Source organism: Nostoc sp. GT001 (assembly GCF_030382115.1).
Taxonomy (GTDB): Bacteria; Cyanobacteriota; Cyanobacteriia; order Cyanobacteriales; family Nostocaceae; genus Nostoc.
On the sequence record NZ_JAUDRJ010000003.1, the window covers coordinates 6,298,504 to 6,321,387 of the forward strand.

Genomic DNA, 22,884 nt, shown 5'->3' on the forward strand with positions numbered 1-22,884 from the left:
GAGCAAATTATCAAAAATCATAGCTGGAAAAACAGACTGCTGTTATAGCATCTAGCAAACACCCAGTTAGTAGCTATCATTAATGATAATTCTTATGAAAATGTACTTAATGTTTAGCTGTAAAAAATTATTAAGTGCAAAATTATCGAGAATTTGTAACACAACAAACAGTTCTAAAAAGGAGTTTAGTTCATGATTATTATCGATCGCGCCTTACGAGCCAGAGCAGCAGCAGGAAATCCTATCAAGGTGGGAATGATCGGTGCTGGTTTTATGGGTCGAGGAATTGCCAACCAAATTGTCAATTCAGTGCCAGGAATGGAGTTAGTTGCTATCTCTAATCGTCAGATTGGTGCAGCTAAACAAGCTTATTCGGAAGCAGGAATTGAAGATATCCAAGTTGTTGCAACTATCAGCGAATTAGAAGATGCGATCGCTAACGGTAAGTATGCAGTCACAGAGGACGCTAAGTTACTGTGTCAGGCTGAAGGCATCGATGCATTAATCGAAGTCACGGGTGCAGTGGAATTTGGCGCTGAGATCGTTATGGAAGCGATCGTCCACCGCAAACATGTGATTATGATGAATGCCGAACTCGATGGCACGATTGGCCCCATCCTGAAAGTGTATGCCGACAAAGCAGGCGTGATTCTCAGCGCTTGTGATGGCGATCAGCCAGGGGTGCAAATGAACCTTTATCGCTTTGTAAAAAGCATTGGTTTAACTCCCTTATTGTGCGGTAACATTAAAGGACTCCAAGACCCCTATCGCAATCCCACCACCCAGGAAGGATTTGCTAAACGTTGGGGTCAAAAGCCCCACATGGTGGCTAGCTTCGCCGACGGAAGCAAAATTTCCTTCGAGCAAGCGATCGTTGCCAATGCCACAGGCATGAAAGTCGCCAAACGGGGAATGTTGGGATATGACTTCAGCGGTCATGTCGATGAAATGACCCAGTTATATGATGTTGAACAACTCAAAGAACTAGGCGGCATCGTCGATTATGTAGTTGGAGCCAAACCAGGCCCAGGCGTATATGTATTTGCCACTCACGACGACCCCAAGCAACGCCACTATCTCAACTTATATAAATTAGGCGAAGGCCCACTTTACAGCTTCTATACTCCTTATCACCTCTGTCATTTTGAAGTTCCCTTGTCCGTAGCGCGTGCTGTTTTATTTGGTGATGCCGTTATGTCTCCACTAGCAGGCCCGCTAGTAGATGTTGTCACCACCGCCAAAATCGACCTGAAAGCAGGAGAAACCTTAGATGGCATCGGCTACTACATGACCTACGGACAATGTGAAAATTCCGATATCGTCCAACAGCAAAATCTTCTACCAATGGGTCTAGCTGAAGGGTGCCGCCTCAAACGAGATATTTCTAAAGATCAAGTCCTCACTTATGAGGATGTAGAATTACCTGAAGGCAGACTTTGCGACCAACTACGAACTGAGCAAAACAATTATTTTGCTCCAGAAAAAATCCTAGTAGCAGTTGGATAATATCGGTTCTCAAAACATTTGCCACAAATGAATTGGCTGTAGGGGTGTACAGCTGAGCTGTACACCCCTAATACTTTTCGGATAAGATCCCCCCGCCTGCGGCGACCCCCTTAAAAAGGGGGTAAAAATTACAAAAAGCCCCCCTCTTTTTAAGGGGGGTNTGGGGGGATCTCCGAAGCCCCTATATGTTTGTCGCCAGAATTTCATCAAGAGGATAGAAAGCTATACTGCGGGACACTAAAGTTGTTGATAGTAACTTGCTGGGGAGCGTTTCAACAAACCCGATCGAAACTTTAGGTCAAATTTCATGAAAATTGCTCTCGTCCATGATTATTTAACCCAGCGAGGTGGGGCAGAGCGTGTGTTTGAACTGCTTTGTAAGCGCTATCCCGAAGCAGATATTTTCACATCTTTGTACGATCCCCAAAAAACTATCGATTTAGGCGATCGCATAGTTAATACAACCTTCTTGCAAAAGATTCCTGGTGCAGCAAAATATTTCAGGTCAATGGCTCCTCTATATTTTCCTGCCTTTCGTGCCTTGGATCTGCAAGACTACGATTTAATTATTAGTAGTAGCACCAGCTTCGCCAAAGCAGTGCGAAAAAATCCCAATGCTCACCACATTTGTTTTTGCCATAACGTTACCCGTTTCTTATGGGATACAGCAACTTATTTAAGAGAGTACGGGGACTATAGATATTTTGCTCCTTTAATCGAACAAGTATTTCAAGTCATGAGAAAGGTAGACTTGAAATATGCACAGGAACCTGACCTTTACATTGCTAATTCTAGTGTTGTTGCCCGCCGAATTGAAAAGATTTATGGCAAAAAGGCAATGATGGTGAACTATCCAATTGATACTAGTAAATTTGTTTTTTCTGATATAAAAGATGAATATTATCTGGCCTCCGCCCGGATGATCAGTTATAAGCGACTTGATATAATAGTCGAAGCTTTTAATTGGTTGGGGTGGCGGCTATTAATATCTGGTGACGGGCCAGAACTAGCACGGTTAAAATCCAAAGCATTACAAAATATTGTGTTCTTGGGACACGTAAGTGATAGAACCCGCAAAGATTTGTTTTCCAAAGCCAAGTCTATTATTGTCGCAGCCTTAGAAGATTACGGATTAGTTCCAGTCGAGGCTAATGCAAGCGGTACACCAGTCATCGCTTATGGTGCAGGTGGAGTATTAGATACTCAAATACCAGGTGAAACAGGAGTCTTTTTCAAAAGACAAACACCCGAATCTCTCCAAGTTGCATTACAAGAAGCCAATGGTATTTCTTGGGATTACGATCGCATCCGTAATCATGCAGTAGCAAATTTTTCAGAAAATGCATTCTTTGGCAAGGTTGAGCAAATTATTAATCAAGCTTGTGGTGTGCAGCAATTATTCATTTGATTTCTGAATCTCTTTCCACTATCAGATTACCTATTTATTTACCCTCTCCTCATTGGCTGTTTGTAAAAAAATAGGTATTCTTCAGAATCTCTCTTAGCGTAAGTCTTGAAGACAAGGATATAAAAGTGGTTCAAACTAGTCTAAATCCTCATCTAGCTCCAACTTCTGAAAGTGAACCAAGTTACGGGCAAATATTTGCCGTATTTGTGCGGCGATTTCCTTGGTTCTTAGCAGTATTAATTAGTTCTATTGCAATTGCCAGCATAGTAACTGTAAAAACCAAGCCTACTTATAAAAGTTCTATGCAACTGCTAGTAGAACCTAACTATCAAGGTAAAACCGAAGGTGGTGCGGCGGTAGACAATCAGTTTACTGACTCTAATGTGGTCATAGATACTGCAACTCAGCTTAACTTGATGCAAAGTTCGGGACTCATCCAAAAAGCAGTTGATAAACTTCAGTCTAATTATCCAGATATAACTTCAGCAGAAATTAAAGCTTCTTTGGTCTTAACTCAAATCAGGAGCAAAGAAGATAATGTCGCTACTAAAATATTTCAAGTTGAATATACCGCTGGCGATCCTGAAAAGACCAAAAAAGTTCTAGATGCAATTCGACAAGTTTATCTGGAATATAACAAACAACAACAGACTTCGCGTTTACAAAAAGGTCTGCAAATCATCAGGGAACAGTTAAGTAAAGCTAGTGAAGAAGTAAACGCATCTGAGACAAATTTACAAAGGTTTCGCAGAAATCAGAACTTAATCGATCCAGAGTCACAGGCCAAAGCGATTGAAACAGCTTTAAATAATCTTTCCCAAGAAAGACAGACAACTCGCGCTCAGTATGGGGAAGCATTGGCACGCCAAAAATCTTTAGAAGAACAACTTAACCGTTCTCCCCAAAATGCTCTAGTTGCTTCTCGTTTGAGTCAGTCTACTCGCTACCAAGGCTTACTAAACGAAATCCAAAAAAGCGAATTGGCACTAGCACAAGAACGCTTACGCTTTACAGATCAAACTCCGAGTGTGCAAAAGCTGAAAGAACAGCTTCAGGGTCAGAAGGAATTATTGCAACAAGAAGTAGGAAGAACTTTAGGTGGAAAATCTGCTGGTGCATTCACCTCTGGAGACTCTCTTCTTGAAAGAGGACAACTCGGTGAAATTGATCTCAGCCTTGCTGGTCAGTTAGTAGAAACGCAGACAACTATAGTTGCTTTAACTGCTCGCGATCAAACTTTGGCTCAGAAAGAAAACGAGCTACGTTTGGAAATCAAACGCTTCCCGCCTCTGTTGGCTTATTACAATCGAATGCTACCGCAGTTGCAATTTAGTCGTGAAAGATTAGAGCAGCTTTTAAGAGCAGAACAACAATTGCGACAAGAACTTTCCAAGGGTGGATTTAATTGGGAAGTGGTAGAAGATCCCCAAAAAGGCGCACAATTAGGCCCCAATCTGCAACAGAATTTGCTCTTAGGTGCTGTGGTTGGCTTAATGTTAGGAGGTATTGCTGCCTTTATTCGCGAATCGGCTGATGATGCAGTTCACACCACTGCTGAGTTAGAGAAGCAAATGGCCATGCCGTTGTTGGGAACAACTCCCAAGTTACCGCCAGCCAAACCCAGAGAATCAATGATCAAGTTGCCTTTTGGCAAGCCAGAAGTTCTCGCACCCTGGACGATTCAGGTATTGCAATCTCCACCGCGTTGGGAATCGCTGGATCTGATTTACAAAAACATTGAACTTTTAAATACTGTTACTAATTTAAAATCTTTGATGATTACCTCAGCTTTAGCTGATGAGGGTAAATCAGCTTTGGCGTTGGGTTTGGCAATGAGTGCTGCTCGTTTACACAAAAGGGTACTGCTGATTGATGCCAATTTACGCGATCCCAGTTTGCACCATCAACTGAATCTTCCTAATGAACAGGGACTTTCAACTTTATTGGCGAGTGATACAACTCTACCCAACCAAATTAGTCTTCAATATTCAGGTTCCGCCTACATCGATATTTTGACTGCTGGTCCCAAACCTGCCGACCCAGCTAATCTGTTGAGTTCTCCTAGGATGATGCAATTAATGGCAGCATTTGAGGAAAATTATGATTTGGTTTTGATAGATGCGCCCCCAGTTCTCGGTTTGGTGGATGCCATGCTTACTGCATCATCTTGTCGTAGTGTGATTATGGTGGCAAGCATTGGTATTGTGACACGAAGTCAGCTTAATCAAGCGACAGCTATGCTGAGTAAGTTAAATCTGATTGGGGTTGTAGCTAATGGGGTATCAAATAGTAGTAATTACGTACCTAATGTCAAGCAACAGCAATTGGCTCTACGCCAAGCTGTAGAAAAGTAGCTAGTATGGCTAGATGATAAATCCCCGACTTCTTAAAGAAGTCGGGGATTTTGCGTTTTGCATTTTTTCGATTCATGAATTGCCTCTGCGTTTTGATGAACCAAATTGAATTTTGTTGCTATCGGGAAGAATTCAGTATATTTATGCTATCTTTATGAGTTTTCAGAGAAATCACTGACTCTTTAAAGAATAAATAAAGAAGTTATTTGAGCGATCGCTATTTCTATAGAGTCTTATATTCTAGAGATTAAAGCACCTTCATAAAGGCTAGAAGACAAGAGCAGACTGGTTTTTCAAATCTATCGAGGCAATGAACACCTCAGCGTAATTCAACGTAGATATAGATTCATGGGTAATTTCCCTCTACACTTCTCTACTGTCAGTAGTTTCCGGAAAATCAAGATTTGCCCATGAATGTTAATAGTAGCGGTGATTGCTACCTATGTAATTAGTATCTGTCTAATTTGTAAATCTCTACATCAGCAGAATTCTACGCAATACGTACTTGGCTGAGTGGCAAATACTATTGCATATTTTTGCCCTCAATTCTCTCCAACTTTTTGGACTTACAACAAGATTCGGATTTGGGTCTTTGGCATTAATAGCCTTTGATAACGCCTCAGTAATTCACTCCTGTATAAACCCAAAGACATTATGACAACTTCAATAATTCCAACTTTAGAGAATTTATATGATGTAACCCAGTCACAGCAAGATAATCATGGGTACTGTACACTCCTGTGGCGACGGGGTAAGCTGTTGGTGAAGCCGCTTGGAGGAGTGAAACAACCATATCTGGCTTCATTAGATAATAAGCGATCGCTAGTAGAATGCTTACAACATTCTCCAGTAAGTTTGGTCAGCATAGATCCAAAATTGGGTGAGACTTTGCTCAAATTTTGGGCAGATGCATGTGAAGCAGCTCAAAAACCAATATTCTTAAGCATACCCGCTAGCAAAAAACTTCCTAACCAACCCTTTAGACAGTTGCAGCGAGTAATTGATTGGATTGCTGCTTCCGTATTACTGCTATTAGTAAGTCCAGTTATGTTGGGATTGATTGTATTAATGCAGGTTTACTCGCCAGGACCACTTTTTTGTCATGAATGGCGTGTTGGGGAACGGGGTAAACTCTTTCAAGCGATCAGCTTTTGCACCCACAATGACACACCGCTAGGGCGTTGGATGGGTAAATACAATCTCGACAATCTGCCACAGTTATTTAACGTGCTACGGGGTGATATGAGTTTAACCGGATCTCGTTGTTGGACTTTGGAAGATGCAGTACAGCTAAATAAATTACCAGAAATTACAGCTTCCTGGGAAGTAGAGGCACAGTCTCATCTATTACATCTGGATAGCCAAACTCTGTAATTTATCGGTGCGGTAATTGATGATTTCATTTATCGCACTGAGGCTCAAACAAAAATTATTTATGTAGCATCCAATTCTAGATAATTAGTTTTCCAAACGCGATAAATCGCATCTCTACATCAGGGTTTTAGGCTTATCTGGACTTCATTAATCTATAGAGGTCTATCTACCTTGCCAAACTATTATGATAAAATCCATGAATTTCCAGTTTCTTCAACCACTCAATAATCTGCTCAAAGCTAGCAGCTTTTGGCAGGACAACTATTTGATATTGCGAGAATTTAAACACTTTCGTAAAATTGCAATTTTAGCTCTGGTTTTCTCTATTTTGGCGGCTACCTTTGAAGGTGTAAGTATTGGTTTTTTACTTTCCTTCTTGCAAAGCTTAACTAGCCCCAATGCTCAACCCGTCCAAACAGGAATAGAATGGTTCGATCTTTGGATTTTGGGAGCCAAGACATCAGCAATTAATCGTTTATATCGCGTATCTTTGCTGATTTTATTGAGTACTTGGTTACGTGCTACCTTCAATTATTTTTCTCAAGTCTATACTGAATTATCTCAACTACATCTTGCCGATCGCTTACGCAAGCAAATTTTTGAACAGTTACAATCATTATCACTAAGTTACTTCAGTAAAACTCGTTCTGGCGAACTAATTAACACAATTACTACAGAGATTGAAAGGATCAGACAAGGTTTTAGTGGCGGAGCTTTTTTAGTAACTAGAGGACTAACAACCTTTGTCTACTTAATATCAATGTTTTTGATCTCATGGCAATTGACGATAATCTCAGCATTGCTATTTACACTTTTAGGTGTGGGGTTGTCAAATCTGAATGCTAGAGTCAGGGAATCGAGTTTTGGCATGACAACTGCTAATGCTAATTTTACATCAACAGCCATAGAATTTATTAATGGTATCCGCACTGTTCATTCTTGTGGTACTCAAGAATTTGAGCGTCAGCGTTACTATAAAGCTAGCGATAAGGTAATAAGTAGTACAACAAAAGTTGTATTTACCTGGACACTTGTGAAGCCAATTGCCGAAGCAGTAGCGACTACGGTATTGATCGGAATGATTATTTTGGCATTCACTAGTCTTGTCACTAATGGAACGCTACAAGTTGCTTCTTTGCTAACCTTTTTCTTTGTACTATTTCGCTTTATCCCATTTGTTCAAGATATTAATGGCACGAGAGCATATCTTAGTACTTTACATGGTTCAGCAGACAATATTAAAAATCTGTTGAAAAGTGATGAAAAATATTACTTTCAAAATGGCAGAGTTCAGTTTAAGGGATTAAACAGATCAATAGATTTAGTATCTGTGGATTTTGGCTATGATGATGAAAATCTAGTGCTGCATAATATTACCCTGACCATTGAAAAGGGAAAGATGACAGCATTAGTCGGATCGTCTGGTGCTGGTAAAACAACTCTTGCTGATTTGATTCCCCGATTTTATAATGCTACAGATGGATATATTTACATTGATGAAATCGATATCAAGCAGTTTGAAATTAACTCTCTCCGTCGCAAAATAGCTGTTGTCAGTCAAGATACCTTCATCTTCAATACTAATGTTTGGCAGAATATTTCTTACGGCACTCCAGAGGCGACGAATGAGGAAATTCAAGAAGCCGCTAAACTAGCGAACGCACTAGAATTTATTTTAGAAATGCCCGAAGGTTTTGATACCCAATTAGGAGATCGGGGTGTTAGATTATCTGGAGGACAAAGACAGCGAATTGCTATTGCACGCGCTCTACTACGGAACCCAGAAATTTTGATTTTGGATGAAGCAACTAGTGCCTTAGATTCGTTATCTGAGCGCTTAATTCAAGATTCATTAGAAAAGCTATCTGTGGGTAAAACAGTAATTGCGATCGCTCATCGCCTTTCTACTATTTCTAAAGCAGATAAAGTTGTAGTTTTAGAACAGGGACGAATAGTAGAGCAAGGTAAGTATCAAGAATTATTGGAGCAAAAAGGCAAGCTTTGGAAATATCATCAAATGCAGTATGAACTAAGGCAGCCAGATTAGTAACAACATCCAATTACCAAAGTAATTACAACATATTCACGGCTGTACATCTCTACAGCCGTAAACCCCCAAATATGTATCAATAATTTTGCAAAATGCTAAAACAATAATATTTTAAACACTTATTATTCCTATAAATAAGTTATTAAAGTTAGTCCTATATCCTTAAAAGTAATAGAAAATATGTCTCAGGAAACCTTTGACAAAGACCTAATTTATCAATGTTCAAGTTTCGGTGTCGGTGGGAGTGGAGGTGTTGAAACTTATTTAGCCTCTCTATTTGAACATCGACCACCTGATGTTAGCGATCGCGTGATAAAATCACTTAAAAATATCGATCAAAGCCAGTTTAAACTGCTGCACATCCACAGTCCAGATTTGCTATTGCAGCTTACAGGCGAATGTCCTGCTATCTTCAGCGTTCATAATCACTCATTCTACTGTCCTAGCGGCACAAAGTATTTAGCAGAGCAACGGACAATCTGCGATCGCAACTTCTCTTACTTAGGATGTACCTGGGGTAAATTAGTCGATAAATGTGGTAGCCGTAGACCTTTAAGAACTATTAGAGAACTTCAAACCACTCATCAGTTTTTAGATGTCTTAAAAAGGCTAAAAATTACTTTCATTGCTAATAGCGAATATGTCCGACAAGAGTTAATTCAAAATGGTGTACCTTCTGAACAAACTATAACGCTACACTGTGGAATCTCTATACCAGAAACAGCAAGTTCACCCCTAAGTTTGGAAGTGCATCAAAATAATCGAATTTTATTTGCTGGACGAATTGTTTCTGATAAAGGTCTGGAATGGTTACTCAAAACCTTAATACATACAGACCCGAAAATTCAACTTGATATTGCAGGTGAAGGTTGGGAACGACCACGGTTAGAAAAGTTAGCAAGCACACTCGGATTGAATAAGCGAATCACTTGGCATGGTTGGTGCGATTCGGATCAATTAGATAAACTTTATCAACAGTGTTTTGCAGTCATCTTTCCCAGTGTTTGGCCTGAACCTGCTGGTCTTGTAACTCTGGAAGCATACTCTCGTTGTCGACCTGTCATTGGTAGTGCAGTCGGAGGAATTCCAGAACATTTACTAGATGGAGAAACGGGTATTCTTGTTCCAAGCAATAATATCCAAAAGCTTGCTGATGCTATTAATGAATTGTCTAGAGATTATCAAAAAAGCCGATACATGGGTGAGCAAGGTCATAGTTTATTGATGAAGGAATTTACAATGGCTGCTCATGTAAATAATCTCCGAACAATTTATGCAAAAACAATAGCTGAATCTCCTTCTCAAGCCAACAAACTATATAGTATCTCTCCAGTTAAATAAGCTGAATTTGTTAAAAATATCAAGGGAGAAAAATATGTCATTAGATCAAGAATGTCAACAACCTTTAGTCAGCGTTGTTATCCCCACCTATAATCGACCACACTATCTCAAGCAAGCGATCGCAAGTGCGATAAAACAAACTTATCAAAATATTGAAATTATTATTTCTGATAATTGTAGTTCCGAAAATCCCCAAGCAATTGTTGCATCTTTTGGTGATTCACGCATTAAATTTTGGCAGCATCCGCAAAATGTGGGGATGTTAGCTAATCAGCAGTATGGTTTCAATATGGCGCAAGGTAAATATGTTGCTAGTCTCCATGACGATGATATTTGGCATGAAGACTTTTTAGCAAAGCTTGTACCACCACTAGAAGCCAATTCTAATTTAATTCTCGCTTTTTGTGACCAATATATAATAGATGCTAATGGCATAATTAATCATGCTGGTACTGAAGAAAACACACGCGCTTACAAGCGAGATAAACTAGCAAAAGGAATTTATAAACCTTTTTCCAAAATTGGGTTAGTAGATAAAAGTATACCTACTGCTGCATCTTGCTTGATTCGCAATAATTTGGTGGATTGGTATAGTATTCCCTCAGAAGTTGCTGGGATGTGGGATTTATATTTAACCTATCTATTTTGTATATCTGGTTATGGCGCTTACTATTGTCCAGAAAGATTGACGCAGTATCGTGCCCATGAACAAACTGATACTATGCTCAGTGGTAGTCGAGATGTACAAGCAAAAATTCGCAAAGCGAAAAGCGAAATGTTTTGCTATCAAGTATTTATGGAAGATCCTCGGTTACAGGAATTTAGAACTCATTTTCAACAGAAATGGTTAGAAGCTAATACTACCTTGGGAATTGGTTTGCTACGAAGTGAACAGATAGCCGCAGCACGTCCTTATTTTTGGCAAGCGCTGAATCAACAAAAGTTTAATGTGCGAACTATGGCAGCACTTAGTCTTAGTTTTACGCCGCGATTTTTAGCAAGTAAGTTAATAGGAATATCGAAATAAGGGAACTCCAAGAACTAAATTATCCAATATTGTGGGGTGGGCAACATGAGCGCCCAATAAACAAAGGCGGGCGAGACGCCCACCCCACAATAAATAATTGAATATTTTTTTATTTGTAAGTCCCTAATATCTCAATATCTCTGAGTTGTTGAATAGACACCCCTTATAACGGAGGGGTGATTCAAGCTTTTTATCCTTAAGGAAGTAGTGTATGAAACTTTGTATTGTTACTCATAAAATCAAAAAAGGTGATGGTCAGGGACGGGTAAACTATGAGGTTGCTAAGGAAGCAATACGTCGTGGTCATCACTTGACATTATTAGCTAGTGAAGTCGCACCAGAACTAGAAGAGAATAACCAAGTTAATTGGATTAAAATTCCAGTTAAAGGTTATCCTACAGAATTTGTACGTAATTTCATCTTTGCCCAAAAAAGTGCAGATTGGTTGCGTAAACATCGCTCTGAGATTGATTTAGTTAAAGTCAATGGAGCAATTAATCTGGCTGCGGCTGATGTAAATGCTGTACATTTTGTCCACAGTTCATGGTTGCGATCGCCTGTCCATATTTCTCGCAATCGCCGCGATTTATATGGTTTTTACCAGTGGCTATTTACGGCTTTTAATGCCCGTTGGGAAAAACAAGCTTTCCAAAAAGCACAGGTTGTGGTGGCTGTATCCGAAAAGGTAGCTCAAGAATTAGTCAACATTGGTGTACCACGTTCTCGAATTAAAGTAATTGTCAATGGTGTTGACTTAGAAGAGTTTACCCCTGGTGAAAGCGATCGCCAAAAATTAAGTTTACCGGAGAATGTCTCCTTAGCCCTGTTCGCTGGAGACATCCGCACACCCAGAAAGAATTTAGATACAGTACTACACGCCTTGGTGAAAGTTCCCGATTTACATTTGGCGGTAGTAGGTCATATCGAAGGTAGTCCCTTCCCACAACTAGCGGCATCCTTGGGGTTAAGCGATCGCGTGCATTTTGTCGGATTTCGCCGTGATATCCCCGAAATTATGCGGTCAGTAGATTTATTTATTTTTCCTTCCCGATATGAAGCTTGTAGCCTCGTATTGTTAGAAGCACTTTCTTCAGGACTACCAGTAATTACTGCCACAGCTACCGGGGGTGCAGAGTTGGTGACACCAGAATGTGGCATCGTTTTAACCGACTCAAATGATATCGAAGCTTTAGCTGTGGCGATGATGTCCTTGGTAAGTGTAGATATGCTCATGCAGCAAATGAGTCAAGCTGCTCGTTCTGTGGCAGAACAGCACAGCTGGACTACTATGGCACAAACTTATGTGGATTTATTCGAGGAGTTAAGCAAGAATGCGGAACACCGTTCTTATACCGACTTATCGCCGTCCACAAGACCTCTCACGCTGCCTTTTGGCGCTACAGAAGCAAACTAAACCAGTCGATCAGGTGATAGTGGTTGTCCGCGATACGGATGTAGAAACTTGGCAATTTCTGGCTCAATACACAGCGCACAACTTGCCACTGCATACCGTGAAAGTGACACAACAGGGGGTAGTAGCAGCTCTCAACGCCGGATTAGCAGCAGTGGAGGGCGATATTGTTTCCATTACTGATGATGATGCCGCGCCCCACCCGGATTGGTTAGAGCGGATTGCGGCTTACTTTACCTGTGATCGTCGCCTCGGCGGACTGGGAGGGCGTGATTGGATATACCACGGCAGCAAATTAGAAGACGAATCCCGCCCAGTAGTGGGACAGTTGCAGTGGTTTGGGCGAGTCATTGGCAACCATCACCTGGGAGTGGGAGAACCCCGCGAAGTCGATATTCTCAAGGGCGTGAACATGAGTTTTCGTACCCAAGCGATTGGACAACTGCGCTTTGATGAGCGGATGCGCGGTACTGGAGCGCAAGTACACTTTGAAATGGCATTCACCTTGGCATTAAAGCGGGCTGGTTGGAAGATAATTTACGATCCTAGCGTTGCTGTAGATCATTATCCAGCCCAACGTTTTGACGAAGATCAGCGAAATAACTTTAATGAAATTGCCTTTATTAATTTAGTCCATAATGAAACCTTAGTTTTACTAGAGCATTTACCATTTATCCGCCGGATTGCATTTTTGTTCTGGGCAGTATTTGTGGGTACATGCGATAGTTTGGGCTTAGTACAATGGCTGAGATTTTTACCTAGCCAAGGGCAGTTGGCAGGGAAAAAGTTATTAGCATCTTGGCGTGGGCGTTGGCAAGGATATAAACAATTCAAAATTCAGAATTCGCAATTCAGAATGAGGCAGAGCCTCGAATGACTTCATTCCCAGGCTCTAGCCTGGGAACGAGTTGAACTTATTTATATGTACATCTAAAATTGAATGAATTCTAAGCAGATACTTTTCAATAGTTTTTTACAAGAAAACTATTCTCCCGAAGAGCGATCGCTACAGGGTTGGATGGCGATCGCAGGCTTTATATTACTAACTGTAGTTTGCTATTTTGGTGGTGTTACTGCCGCATTGCGCCTAATTTACCCGGCGACAGCTTTAGTAGTAGCTTTATTTTTATACTTGCGGCATCCCATTCTCTACATTGGCTTTACTTGGTGGATTTGGTTTCTCACGCCCTTAGCTACTCGCTTAGTTGACTATCGGGTAGGGTGGGATGCTAGCCGTCAAATGCTCATAGCACCCTATTTAGTGGTGTTTATTACCATAGCAACATTTTTGCGACACTTTCCCCGCGCTTCTCGCCAAGGGGGTTTGCCGTTTGTTTTGGCTTTTATCGGAGTGTTTTATGGCTTTCTCATCGGTCTTATTTACAACGCACCTATCCCTGTAGCACGCGGATTGATGGATTGGCTCAGTCCGATTATTTTCGCTTTTCACTTATTTATCAACTGGCGAGATTATCCCACCTATCGCCAGAATATTCAGCGAACATTTCTCTGGTCTGTGTTGATTTTAGGAACTTATGGCGTATATCAATTTGTGGTAGCTCCTGAGTGGGATAGGTACTGGCTCATACAATCAAAATTATTCATGAGTTCGGGAAACCCTGTACCTTTCGGGATGCGCGTCTGGAGTACATTACACTCAGTCGGCCCCTTTGGTTCGGTTATGCAAGCTGGGTTACTGTTGTTATTTACCAGTTCAGGAAACTTAATTTTTCCGGCTTCAGCTGTTGGTTACTTATCTTTTCTATTAACACAAGCACGTACTAATTGGGGAGGCTGGTTATTTGGAATAATTATGATTATGGGTTCAGTCAGAGCCAGAATTCAAATGCGCTTAATTACCATAATTGTGGTTATGGCTATTTGTGTTGTGCCATTGACAACTATCGAACCAATTGCTGGGGTGGTAGCAGCACGTTTTGAAACTTTTTCTAATATTCAAGAAGATGGCAGCTTTAAAGATAGATCGGGAACTTACGACAGAAATCTTGGTTTAGCCCTTTCTAATGCTCTAGGTAATGGCTTAGGAAATATTTGGAAGGTCAACGAAAAAACTGGTCAAATTGAAGTAGTGGTCATCGATAGTGGCATTTTAGATATGTTTTTCACCCTTGGTTGGTTTGGAGGCATATTTTATATGGGTGGATTAATCTTTTTGATTATTAGTGTTAGCAGCTATGGTGAAGGTCGTTTCGATAGTTTTGTCAGTGCTGCCCGCGCCATTGGGATCAGTTCTGCTTCACAGTTAGTTATCGGTAGCGGGATGTTGAGTGTGTCAGGGATGATTCTTTGGGGATTTTTAGCTATGGCTATGGCAGGACATAAATACTATAGCAATCCTCAGATGTTCTCCAATATTCCTAACTTTTCTAAGAAATCGAGAATCTCATAAATCTTTTGACATCCTCACCGCCGTGTTCGCCCTTGGCGTTCCCGTTCGCGCAGCGTCTCCGTCAGGAGAAGGGTACGCACTCTTAAGAAGGAGTAATGAGTAATAAGTAATAAGTAATAAGTAATGAGTAAATACCCATTTTTCATCCACTCATTACTCATTACTACTTACTTATTACTTTAAAGCCGTGCTGGAAATACGGGGTTTTAAACCCATTTTTCTTACAACTTAAATAGGACTTTTATAGATGATGAAAGTAATTATTGTTATGCCACTAGCCGAGCAACGAGGCGGTGGTGAAATGATGCTTTGGGATTTGGTGCAGCAGGGACGTAATGCTGGTGTTGAGTGGTTGGTGATATTTTTAGAAAACGGCCCGATGGTCGAACAAGTAAAGTCTCTGGGTATTGATGCGCGAGTTGTAGAAAGTGGACGTTTACGCCAAATCCACCGTTTTATTGGCGCTGTTTTGCGGATAGCTGCGATCGCTCGCCGCGAACGTGCAGATATAATTGTCAATTGGATGTGGATTACGCATATATCTGGAGGTTTGGCGGCAATGTTGGCTGGCTTGCCTGCTGTGTGGTATCAACTAGAAGTACCTAGCGATAAAACTTGGTTGGTACGACTGGCAACTTTAATTCCAGCGCGGGCAATTATTACCCTTTCGCAAGATGGCAAGCAAGCACAGGCAGAGATTTGGCCCCACAGACCAACACCTTTGGTTTATCCTGGTGTCGCATTAGACCGATTTGAGCCGAATGCTTTACCAACTCCAGAAGAAGCACGGCGAAAACTGGGCTTACCCTTACACGGGCCTTTGATTGGAATTGTGGGACGATTGCAACGATGGAAGGGAATGCACGTATTGGTGCAAGCAATGCCCAAAATTTTACAGAAGTATCCCGATGCCCATTGTGTAGTGGTTGGCGGTAAGCACGATTTGGAACCAGATTATGAGGACTTCTTAAAAGGTGAAATCACCGCTTTGGGCTTGAAAGACCAAGTAATTATGGCTGGACTACAGCGCAATATCCCGGAATGGGTGCAGGCGATGGATGTATTTGTTCATGCGTCGGATAATGAGCCGTTTGGGATTGTGATTATTGAGGCGATGGCGCTGGGTAAACCTGTAATTGCTGGCAGTGCAGGCGGCCTGACAGAGATTATCACCGATGGCATGAATGGACTATTAACACCTTACGGCGATGCGGATAAATTAGCGATCGCAATTCTCCGCTATCTTGACGAGCAAGAATTTGCCCGAAGTGCGGGAATAGCTGCACGAGAACGCGCCCTCGATTTCTCAACGCAGAATTATGCCCAAAATTTTATTAGTGCAATTCGCTCTGTAATGCCTAGTAGTCTGTCCCAAAAGTTTTGAGAGGTTAGTGGTGTTCAGATCCCCGACTTCTTAAAGAAGTCGGGGATCTAGCAGCCCGACTCACTAGTCCTCTATCGCAAAAGTTTTGATAGGTTTGTAGTAAGCACTTTAGTGCTTAAAAATTCAGGACTAAAGTCCTTACTACAAACGATTTTTAATTGGTATTACTTGCCTTTTACCGAATGTTGCACCAGCCAGCAATGTAAGCCCACCATTAACAGCGCTAATGGCAGCATCAACATGGGGATGATTTCTAAACTTGTCCAATTTGCAACCCAACCGGCTCCAGTGGGTATAATCGCAGCCCCCAAACTGGCGGCACTAGTGGCAATGCTAACAGCCGCAGGAACATGGGGATCAGGTAATCGTTGAGGGATTAACCAAATGGTTGCAGGAAAAATGGCTGCCAACCCAAAGCCAATCAACGGTAAGCTAATCCATTGATCTGGCAGTTGCCACCAAGCAAGCAACCCAATGATTACAAGACTGAGCGACATACTGATTGTGCGGACTGCTCCAAGCCGTTGCAAGAAATAACCTAAGATGAAACGTCCCAATGTTAATCCCACCCAGTAGGCACTAACGCTGTAACCAGCTATCAGCGTGGGAGTATGACGAGCGACAGACTGCACAGTGTATGCCCAGTTGCCGATACAGGCTTCAGTGCCAACATAAACCAGCAAAAGTAGCCCAGTTAGCAATACTATCGGAGTTTGCAGCGCTCTGCCCAGATTTTCTAACGCAGTTGTCTTTGAGGGCAATACCCTTACTGTCATTGGTGTGTAGTTGAAGATGATTACGCCCAACACGCTGACAATTAATAGGCTGACAATCCCGGCTAATACTCCATAAACTTGTCGCCAGTTCATGCCAACTGCCAACAAAGTAGTAGCGATCGCGGAGCCTGAAAGTGCGCCAATACCATAGAAAGCATGGAGCAAACCAATCAAATTGGCACTGCGGGAATCTTGCACAATGTAAGTGTTAATGCCTGCATCAATCAACCCAATGCCCAATCCCAACGCCGATCCTGCCGCAACCATGAGAAACCAGGAGGGTGAGATGGCATAAATTATCAGTGCCATCGTCAGCGCACCCGCAGCAATCAACAGCATTCGCGCTAACCCCAGCCGACTACTCACCAGACTACTAGTGACTGCTGCCAGAATGTAACCGCTAATTTGACTGAGAAACAGCAGGGTGACGGTTGCTGGAGTCAGGTTATAGGTAGAGAGAATGGAGGGCAGAAGAACTCCTAATCCTGCTTCAGCTATACCAATGGCAATAAAGGCATAAAAGGCGATCGCCGAACCTATCCACAGAGGCGGTAAGGTGCGTTGATAGTCTGTCATTGGCTGGAATGCTCCTGAACTGCTAAGTTTAAGGGAGCCATTGTAATCCCTTATTCTGTAATTTATGCTCGATCTGCTGCATTTCCTGGATAGTTTCTCCAGTCACGATCGCATAAATTTCGGTGTAGATTTTTCCGTATTTGACCCTCTCTAAAGCCGACAGAACGATCAAGTCTTTGCGATCTAGTTCTGGTTTTAAGGTGACTAAAATTGAATCTAACGTTCCTTCCATGCGGTAGCTACTAGAATATTTAGCAACTTCCTTTCCCAATCCCAGTAGGGTGTGACGCTGCAAGCACAACGGAGTCGATCCATTGACTCGGAAATTGGCATCGATTGCATAAAACAGCCCGTCCCGATCTTCAAGTACATCGAACCCAATCACGCCGAAATAACCCTGTTTGTAAGCATACTCACCAATGGCGGCAATCATCTCAAAGAACTTGCTCATGTCAGTGTTGCGGTAGTCAATCAGTCCCCCTAAATAATTACCTTCTGGAGTGACGAGTTGGCTGGTAGTGCCGATGAGGGTTATCTCTCCCGTTTTGTTGATATAGAACTGTACGCAGTAATTCTGTATCTCATTCTTAACGAACTCCGAGACAATAATCCGATCAAGCAACTTAATATTGAGATATTTCCTGATTTCTTCAAAACAGTAATTCAGATCGCCGAGGCTTTTGATGATATAAGTGCCTTCCCCTGAGAGTCCGTGGGAAGTTTTAATTAAGTAGGGGAATTGTGGTAAATGAATGTCTTCTAGACTACAGGTGCGTAAATCGTAACTCTCGTATTTTGGACATTGCACACCCAGTTCGGCTAGGGTTACTTTGCTGAGTAAACGGTAATGAGTGTCTGAATCAATAGCGTGTTTTTCTTTTTTGAGGCGATCAAAGGGAAATAGAGTGATGAGTTTGTCAAAGCGTTCGCTGTGGCTGAGATCGTCCAGGTAAGTCAATCGATCCATTATCAACCTATTGGAGTAGCTAAAGCCAAAATGCTCTTGCCAGTATGCAAGCAGCGACTTTGGTGGCGGATTAATCGCAATTCCTGGAATGCGATCGCCTAATACAGCTAAAATTTTCCAAGGTTCCTTTTGGCAAATCTTGTCAAAGGAGGTTTTGGTGGCTTCACTACTGCCATCTTGAATAAAATATTTTTCCAGATTGGGATAAGCAGCCCAACTGGCAGTTGCAGGGTAATTTAGGATAAACCCATAAGATGCATCTGTGATATCTTGAGCAAACAGATCGGAAAGAGAACTCCCTTGAAAGTATTGAAAGTTATATTGTGAGTTCATTTCGCCCTCCCAGAAACCGCATCCTCAAACAATTGGACAGATACATCTTGTATCTGCACTCCTGCCAGCAAAACCCGATCTTGCTCAGAGACAATTTCTTTAGTAATTCCAGCTAAGGCTTGGGTAAATTTCGGTGAAATCAATCTATCTTTTGGTTGATTTTGTTTGTAAATCAGTTGCAATTGTTTTGTTTTACTAGATTTTATAGCCTGAAAATTGCTATATTTTTTTTGCATAAAGCTAATATTTGATAATTGACTTTTATTTATATATCTTACTTATCTTTTAATTAACTCTATCAAACGAAATAAGTAAATTAGTTTATTTATTATCTGATGATTGCAGAGACGGCGATTTATCGCGTCTCTTGCCTTAACCGAAATTATTTAACAGACACCTAATCTAAAACCCCCATACCTTAGATGTACAGGGGTTATTTCAGCTTGTGCAAAATGGTTTAATGAAAAGGTTAACTTGTATTTCATCCAATTAAAAACTTAAACATATCCATAGGCAAAGCTGTACTGATCGAGCCAAAAAAGCCCTAAAAATGTTGGGTTTTGTTCTTCAACCCAACCTGCGTAGTTTAAGCTTTTTGGGGCTAATCCAAGCGTCTTGCATCTCACAAATCAACGATGAAACTGTCTCGTAGATGAAAGTCAGCCTCCGCGCCTCGATGAGTTAACGCCCAGTAAGTCACCTCGCCATCTCTATGTTTAATAACTGTAGTAATGGCAACTTCAATTTCTTGTTCTGCCGAGACAATTTTATTCAAATCAACATTTAAAGCCAGTTCTAGACTATCAGCGTGATTCTGAACGCTAAACGGTAGCTTTTCAAAAGCTGTTTCTTCTTGCATCCCTTGACGATAGCCATCAAAACGATAGACATTCCAGTGTCCGGCGGGGGAGAGATTAAACTCCCAATACCGTGCAGAATCTTTGATACCAAGGAAGAATTCAAAGCAGGTGTCTTCCCACAATTCATGCTTGCGTGATGGTGCATTTGATGGTGGGTAAATTGCAATTTCTTTTAAGTCACCTCCAAGGTTGTAGTCAATGGCAAGTTGATTAGCATTTCGAGAGATATTGCCTGTAATTTTCAAATTAGAAAATAACTCAGTAGAAAAGAAAGGTTGCAGGGAAAATGTCTGCTTGTTCATTTCATATCTTGGATAATTTTGCGAATCTGCGTTTCTTGAGATTCAATACTTTCGGTCAGCTTAAACTGGACGATCGCTCTTGCTAAATTATGTTCTGGGTGCTTAACTTTAAAGTAGACATTCCCTGCTAAATAATCAGCAAAAAATCTCAGTCCTAGTTCAAAAGTAATTAGACGGATGGCATCATAGATGTATGCATAATCATTTTCGGTCAGAAATGCTTTAGCCACAGCGAGATAACCCTGGAGGATTTCCTGACATAAATCGGTATCGAAATAAATACTTTCCCAATTTTCGGTTTCTTCACCAGCCGGATTGCAACCCGATCGCAGACAATCACCAATATCGTAATGTACCAGACCGGGTTTTACGGTGTCCAGGTCGATGACACTAACGGCTTGCTGGGTAACAATGTCAAACATCACGTTATTAATTTTGGGATCGCCGTGCATCAGACGCAGAGGTAGCTTGCCTTCAGCTTTGGCATTTTCTAGGATATGTGCAAAGGTTTGGCGATCACTAACAAACTGTAAACAATAATTAACTTCCGAAGATTGACGCACACTAGTTTTTGGCAAAACTTCCTCGTAATGCTGGAGATAAAAGGGTGTAATATGAAACCCTTCGAGGGTGTCAGCTAGTTTTTCTGCTGGCAAATCACTGATTAAATTGTGGAACATCCCCAAGGCATAACCGATTTCTTTCGCGTGGGAGCGATCGCGCATACTATCAAAGGACTGGGAGCCTTCAATAAAGCTGATTGCCCGCCAAAATGAGCCGTCTGCATCCTTCCAATGGTCTTGAGCGTTTTTGGTCAACAGTACGCGTGGCACTTCCCAGCGACGATTCAGGGGTGTATCCTGCAACCTTTTTTGAACGTGTTCAGTTAAGGTACGCATATTCTGCATAATCAGTTGTGGCTGACGAAACACTTGCGTGTTAATGCGTTGCAGGACAAAATGTTGTTCTTTTGAGGAATCTAGAGTTGCTAAAAAAGTGTCATTGATATTACCACTGCCAAATGCTTTAACGCCTGTAACCTTTCCCAGTTGGGCGAATTGGTTAGCGATCGCCACCAGATTTTCTGCACCGTGTGTATTAAATTCTTCTATCATCAGTTTGACCTGTACTACTCCTCACGTACATTGCACGAAAGCAATAGGGGATATCGTAGCGCAAGTATCAAGATAATTCGTAATTCGTAATACTTCGGCTTACCTCGGCTCCGCTCGGCACAAGTCGCTCAGTACAAGTTTGTAATTCGTAATTGATTAACGAGATGTCAATTATGAATTTTTAAAAGTACTACAGCAATTCTGAACCATTTGTGAAAAACAAGATCCCCGACTTTTCAAAAAAGTCGAGGATCTGCGGGTTGCAATTCTTGTCAACCCCGTGCTAGTTCAACAGTTAGGAAATCTCATCGCTATCAACCCACTCATCATAAGATGAGTCATAACCAACGTAGTGAAGAAAGTATTGCTGACCTTGGATTTGCTGAATTGTTGCGGAATACCAAGCCTCTTGGTCATCATCCCAACATTTTACCTTTTGACCTACTGCATATCCATTTTCATCAGTGGAGCGAAGATCGCGAGTCCGAATGTCATCTTCGCCTACCCACTCGTCATAAGATGAACCATAACCAAGGTAATGAACAAAGAACTGGTCATCTTGGATTTTCTCAATAGTTCCTTGATACCAATCCTCTTCATCATTATCCCAGACTTCTACTGTTTTGCTGACTTCATACTGAGTCTTATCTGATTTATCTGATTTAACGGCAGATGAGACATCTTGAATCGGCTTTTGTTCCTCTTGTTTGATTTCCTCTTTTACTAGAGCATAAGCTTGCAAAATCAAACTGCGAGTGACAGTTTGAATTCCTGTATGCTCGTAGTAATTGGTAGTTTGATCTAGGAATGCTGCAACTAAATCTAAATTATCATCAGCAATCTGAATAAAATTACCCAAATTACTAGAAATTGATTGCGGGGTTATGCCTGTCCTAGATACTAAATTATTCATCCAGCCTTGCACGGAGTTGAAACCCTGACTGATAAAACCAACTTTATCAGAAGGATTGCTGCCTGGAAGAAAGTTATTAACGGCTAAGAAAACCGGATTTTGAGTTATTGCATTAGCATCAGTACCACTAATAACTCCGTGAATTTTGCTGAGAAAGTCAGGGCCTAAGGGCAGAATTCCATCTAGACAAACCAAAGCTACCATACGCATTAGAGATGCATTTTGATAGTTGTTAGTCAGGGAATTAGCAAACTCTTGGGGATTAGGTTGAGGAATGCCATTTAGTTTGCAAAAGGCGATGATTTCGACAGCAATTTTTAATACTAAGTCAATGGATTGAGTGACATCGGCTTTGGGAGTAATGTTGCCTAAAAAAGAAAGAAAGCCGATTTTTTCACTAACTTTATTCGCTAAAGCCGCCGCTGCCATCGCTGTGTCTGCTTTATCAATTGTTTGATAAAGTTTGATGGCAAACTGGTAGCCTTTTTGAGGATCTTGGTATAAAGTAACAGCGCGATCGCGGATTTTTTGAATTACCTTAGCATCGGTAACTCCTGTAATGGCGCGGATATTATTGTCAAACCCCGTTAAATTGCTCCATTCACCTGGTGCTACATAATCAAGAGCCTTTAACACTTTGACAGTAATATTGTCAGTCGGTAACTCGTCAACCAACTGAATAATTGATTTATCCATCAGCCGATCCTCAAAACTCCAGATATCGTTACAACACGGTTCGGAGCAGCCCATATCTAGCGCTGGGCAATTGCTGAACCG

General features: G+C 41.4%; 17 protein-coding genes. 11 read left to right on the forward strand and 6 right to left on the reverse strand.

All coding sequences use genetic code 11. The features are described 5' to 3' along the window. Positions 1-192 precede the first annotated feature (192 nt). The 11 genes from QUD05_RS29485 to QUD05_RS29535 all read left to right on the forward strand — a co-directional run bounded on the left by QUD05_RS29485 (position 193) and on the right by QUD05_RS29535 (position 16,265). Positions 193-1,506, forward strand: a complete 1,314-nt coding sequence (locus tag QUD05_RS29485; protein ID WP_289799164.1) for an NAD(P)H-dependent oxidoreductase — start codon at positions 193-195, stop codon at positions 1,504-1,506. Positions 1,507-1,813: 307 nt separating this feature from the next. After that, positions 1,814-2,914: a glycosyltransferase gene (locus QUD05_RS29490; protein ID WP_289799165.1), complete on the forward strand. Its 1,101-nt coding sequence runs from the start codon at positions 1,814-1,816 to the stop codon at positions 2,912-2,914. Positions 2,915-3,039: 125 nt separating this feature from the next. Then, positions 3,040-5,268: a GumC family protein gene (locus QUD05_RS29495; protein ID WP_289799166.1), complete on the forward strand. Its 2,229-nt coding sequence runs from the start codon at positions 3,040-3,042 to the stop codon at positions 5,266-5,268. A 654-nt stretch (positions 5,269-5,922) separates the two neighbouring features. After that, the gene (gene hepC, locus QUD05_RS29500) at positions 5,923-6,642 is read left to right on the forward strand and encodes a heterocyst development glycosyltransferase HepC (RefSeq protein ID WP_289799167.1); all 720 of its coding nucleotides are present in this window, start codon (positions 5,923-5,925) and stop codon (positions 6,640-6,642) included. A gap of 196 nt (positions 6,643-6,838) precedes the next feature. Further along, on the forward strand, positions 6,839-8,689 hold the full coding sequence (hepA, locus tag QUD05_RS29505) for a heterocyst formation ABC transporter subunit HepA (RefSeq protein ID WP_289799168.1): 1,851 nt from the start codon (positions 6,839-6,841) through the stop codon (positions 8,687-8,689). A 183-nt stretch (positions 8,690-8,872) separates the two neighbouring features. After that, a complete protein-coding gene (locus QUD05_RS29510) occupies positions 8,873-10,033 on the forward strand; it encodes a glycosyltransferase family 4 protein (protein WP_289799169.1) in 1,161 nt (386 codons plus the stop codon). 34 nt (positions 10,034-10,067) lie between these two features. Beyond that, positions 10,068-11,060, forward strand: coding sequence for a glycosyltransferase family 2 protein (locus QUD05_RS29515; protein ID WP_289799170.1), 993 nt, complete (start codon positions 10,068-10,070; stop codon positions 11,058-11,060). A gap of 211 nt (positions 11,061-11,271) precedes the next feature. Next, a complete protein-coding gene (locus QUD05_RS29520) occupies positions 11,272-12,474 on the forward strand; it encodes a glycosyltransferase family 4 protein (protein WP_289799171.1) in 1,203 nt (400 codons plus the stop codon). After that, positions 12,392-13,348 carry a glycosyltransferase family 2 protein gene (locus QUD05_RS29525; protein ID WP_289799172.1) on the forward strand — a complete coding sequence of 319 codons (957 nt, stop codon included), beginning with the start codon at positions 12,392-12,394 and terminating at the stop codon, positions 13,346-13,348. The genes QUD05_RS29520 and QUD05_RS29525 overlap by 83 nt, the downstream gene beginning before the upstream one ends. 63 nt (positions 13,349-13,411) lie before the next feature. Next, positions 13,412-14,881, forward strand: coding sequence for an O-antigen ligase domain-containing protein (locus QUD05_RS29530; RefSeq protein ID WP_289799173.1), 1,470 nt, complete (start codon positions 13,412-13,414; stop codon positions 14,879-14,881). Positions 14,882-15,128: 247 nt separating this feature from the next. After that, a complete protein-coding gene (locus QUD05_RS29535; protein ID WP_289799174.1) occupies positions 15,129-16,265 on the forward strand; it encodes a glycosyltransferase family 4 protein in 1,137 nt (378 codons plus the stop codon). Between the two features lie 164 nt (positions 16,266-16,429). Here QUD05_RS29535 and QUD05_RS29540 read toward each other — a convergent pair whose 3' ends face one another. The 6 genes from QUD05_RS29540 to QUD05_RS29565 form a co-directional block, all read right to left on the reverse strand. Further along, positions 16,430-17,617, reverse strand: coding sequence for an MFS transporter (locus QUD05_RS29540; RefSeq protein ID WP_289799175.1), 1,188 nt, complete (start codon positions 17,615-17,617; stop codon positions 16,430-16,432). A gap of 28 nt (positions 17,618-17,645) precedes the next feature. Further along, entirely contained in the window at positions 17,646-18,917 is a 1,272-nt protein-coding gene (locus QUD05_RS29545) for an ATP-grasp domain-containing protein (RefSeq protein WP_289799176.1), read from the reverse strand. Beyond that, on the reverse strand, positions 18,914-19,153 hold the full coding sequence (locus QUD05_RS29550; protein ID WP_289799177.1) for a hypothetical protein: 240 nt from the start codon (positions 19,151-19,153) through the stop codon (positions 18,914-18,916). Before QUD05_RS29550 ends, QUD05_RS29545 begins: the two co-directional genes overlap by 4 nt. Before the next feature lie 386 nt (positions 19,154-19,539). Beyond that, the gene (locus QUD05_RS29555; RefSeq protein WP_289799178.1) at positions 19,540-20,079 is read right to left on the reverse strand and encodes a DOMON-like domain-containing protein; all 540 of its coding nucleotides are present in this window, start codon (positions 20,077-20,079) and stop codon (positions 19,540-19,542) included. After that, entirely contained in the window at positions 20,076-21,194 is a 1,119-nt protein-coding gene (locus QUD05_RS29560; RefSeq protein WP_289799179.1) for a phosphotransferase enzyme family protein, read from the reverse strand. The genes QUD05_RS29555 and QUD05_RS29560 overlap by 4 nt, the downstream gene beginning before the upstream one ends. A gap of 295 nt (positions 21,195-21,489) precedes the next feature. Next, entirely contained in the window at positions 21,490-22,803 is a 1,314-nt protein-coding gene (locus tag QUD05_RS29565; protein WP_289799180.1) for a Tudor-knot domain-containing protein, read from the reverse strand. Positions 22,804-22,884: the final 81 nt, after the last annotated feature.

Coding starts and splice junctions, on each gene's coding strand:
- QUD05_RS29485 (WP_289799164.1), top strand. CDS start 193: ATGATTATTATCGATCGCGCCTTACGAGCCAGAGCAGCAGCAGGAAAT.
- QUD05_RS29490 (WP_289799165.1), top strand. CDS start 1,814: ATGAAAATTGCTCTCGTCCATGATTATTTAACCCAGCGAGGTGGGGCA.
- hepC (WP_289799167.1), top strand. CDS start 5,923: ATGACAACTTCAATAATTCCAACTTTAGAGAATTTATATGATGTAACC.
- hepA (WP_289799168.1), top strand. CDS start 6,839: ATGAATTTCCAGTTTCTTCAACCACTCAATAATCTGCTCAAAGCTAGC.
- QUD05_RS29510 (WP_289799169.1), top strand. CDS start 8,873: ATGTCTCAGGAAACCTTTGACAAAGACCTAATTTATCAATGTTCAAGT.
- QUD05_RS29515 (WP_289799170.1), top strand. CDS start 10,068: ATGTCATTAGATCAAGAATGTCAACAACCTTTAGTCAGCGTTGTTATC.
- QUD05_RS29520 (WP_289799171.1), top strand. CDS start 11,272: ATGAAACTTTGTATTGTTACTCATAAAATCAAAAAAGGTGATGGTCAG.
- QUD05_RS29525 (WP_289799172.1), top strand. CDS start 12,392: ATGCGGAACACCGTTCTTATACCGACTTATCGCCGTCCACAAGACCTC.
- QUD05_RS29530 (WP_289799173.1), top strand. CDS start 13,412: ATGAATTCTAAGCAGATACTTTTCAATAGTTTTTTACAAGAAAACTAT.
- QUD05_RS29535 (WP_289799174.1), top strand. CDS start 15,129: ATGATGAAAGTAATTATTGTTATGCCACTAGCCGAGCAACGAGGCGGT.
- QUD05_RS29540 (WP_289799175.1), bottom strand. CDS start 17,617: ATGACAGACTATCAACGCACCTTACCGCCTCTGTGGATAGGTTCGGCG.
- QUD05_RS29545 (WP_289799176.1), bottom strand. CDS start 18,917: ATGAACTCACAATATAACTTTCAATACTTTCAAGGGAGTTCTCTTTCC.
- QUD05_RS29550 (WP_289799177.1), bottom strand. CDS start 19,153: ATGCAAAAAAAATATAGCAATTTTCAGGCTATAAAATCTAGTAAAACA.
- QUD05_RS29555 (WP_289799178.1), bottom strand. CDS start 20,079: ATGAACAAGCAGACATTTTCCCTGCAACCTTTCTTTTCTACTGAGTTA.
- QUD05_RS29560 (WP_289799179.1), bottom strand. CDS start 21,194: ATGATAGAAGAATTTAATACACACGGTGCAGAAAATCTGGTGGCGATC.
- QUD05_RS29565 (WP_289799180.1), bottom strand. CDS start 22,803: ATGGATAAATCAATTATTCAGTTGGTTGACGAGTTACCGACTGACAAT.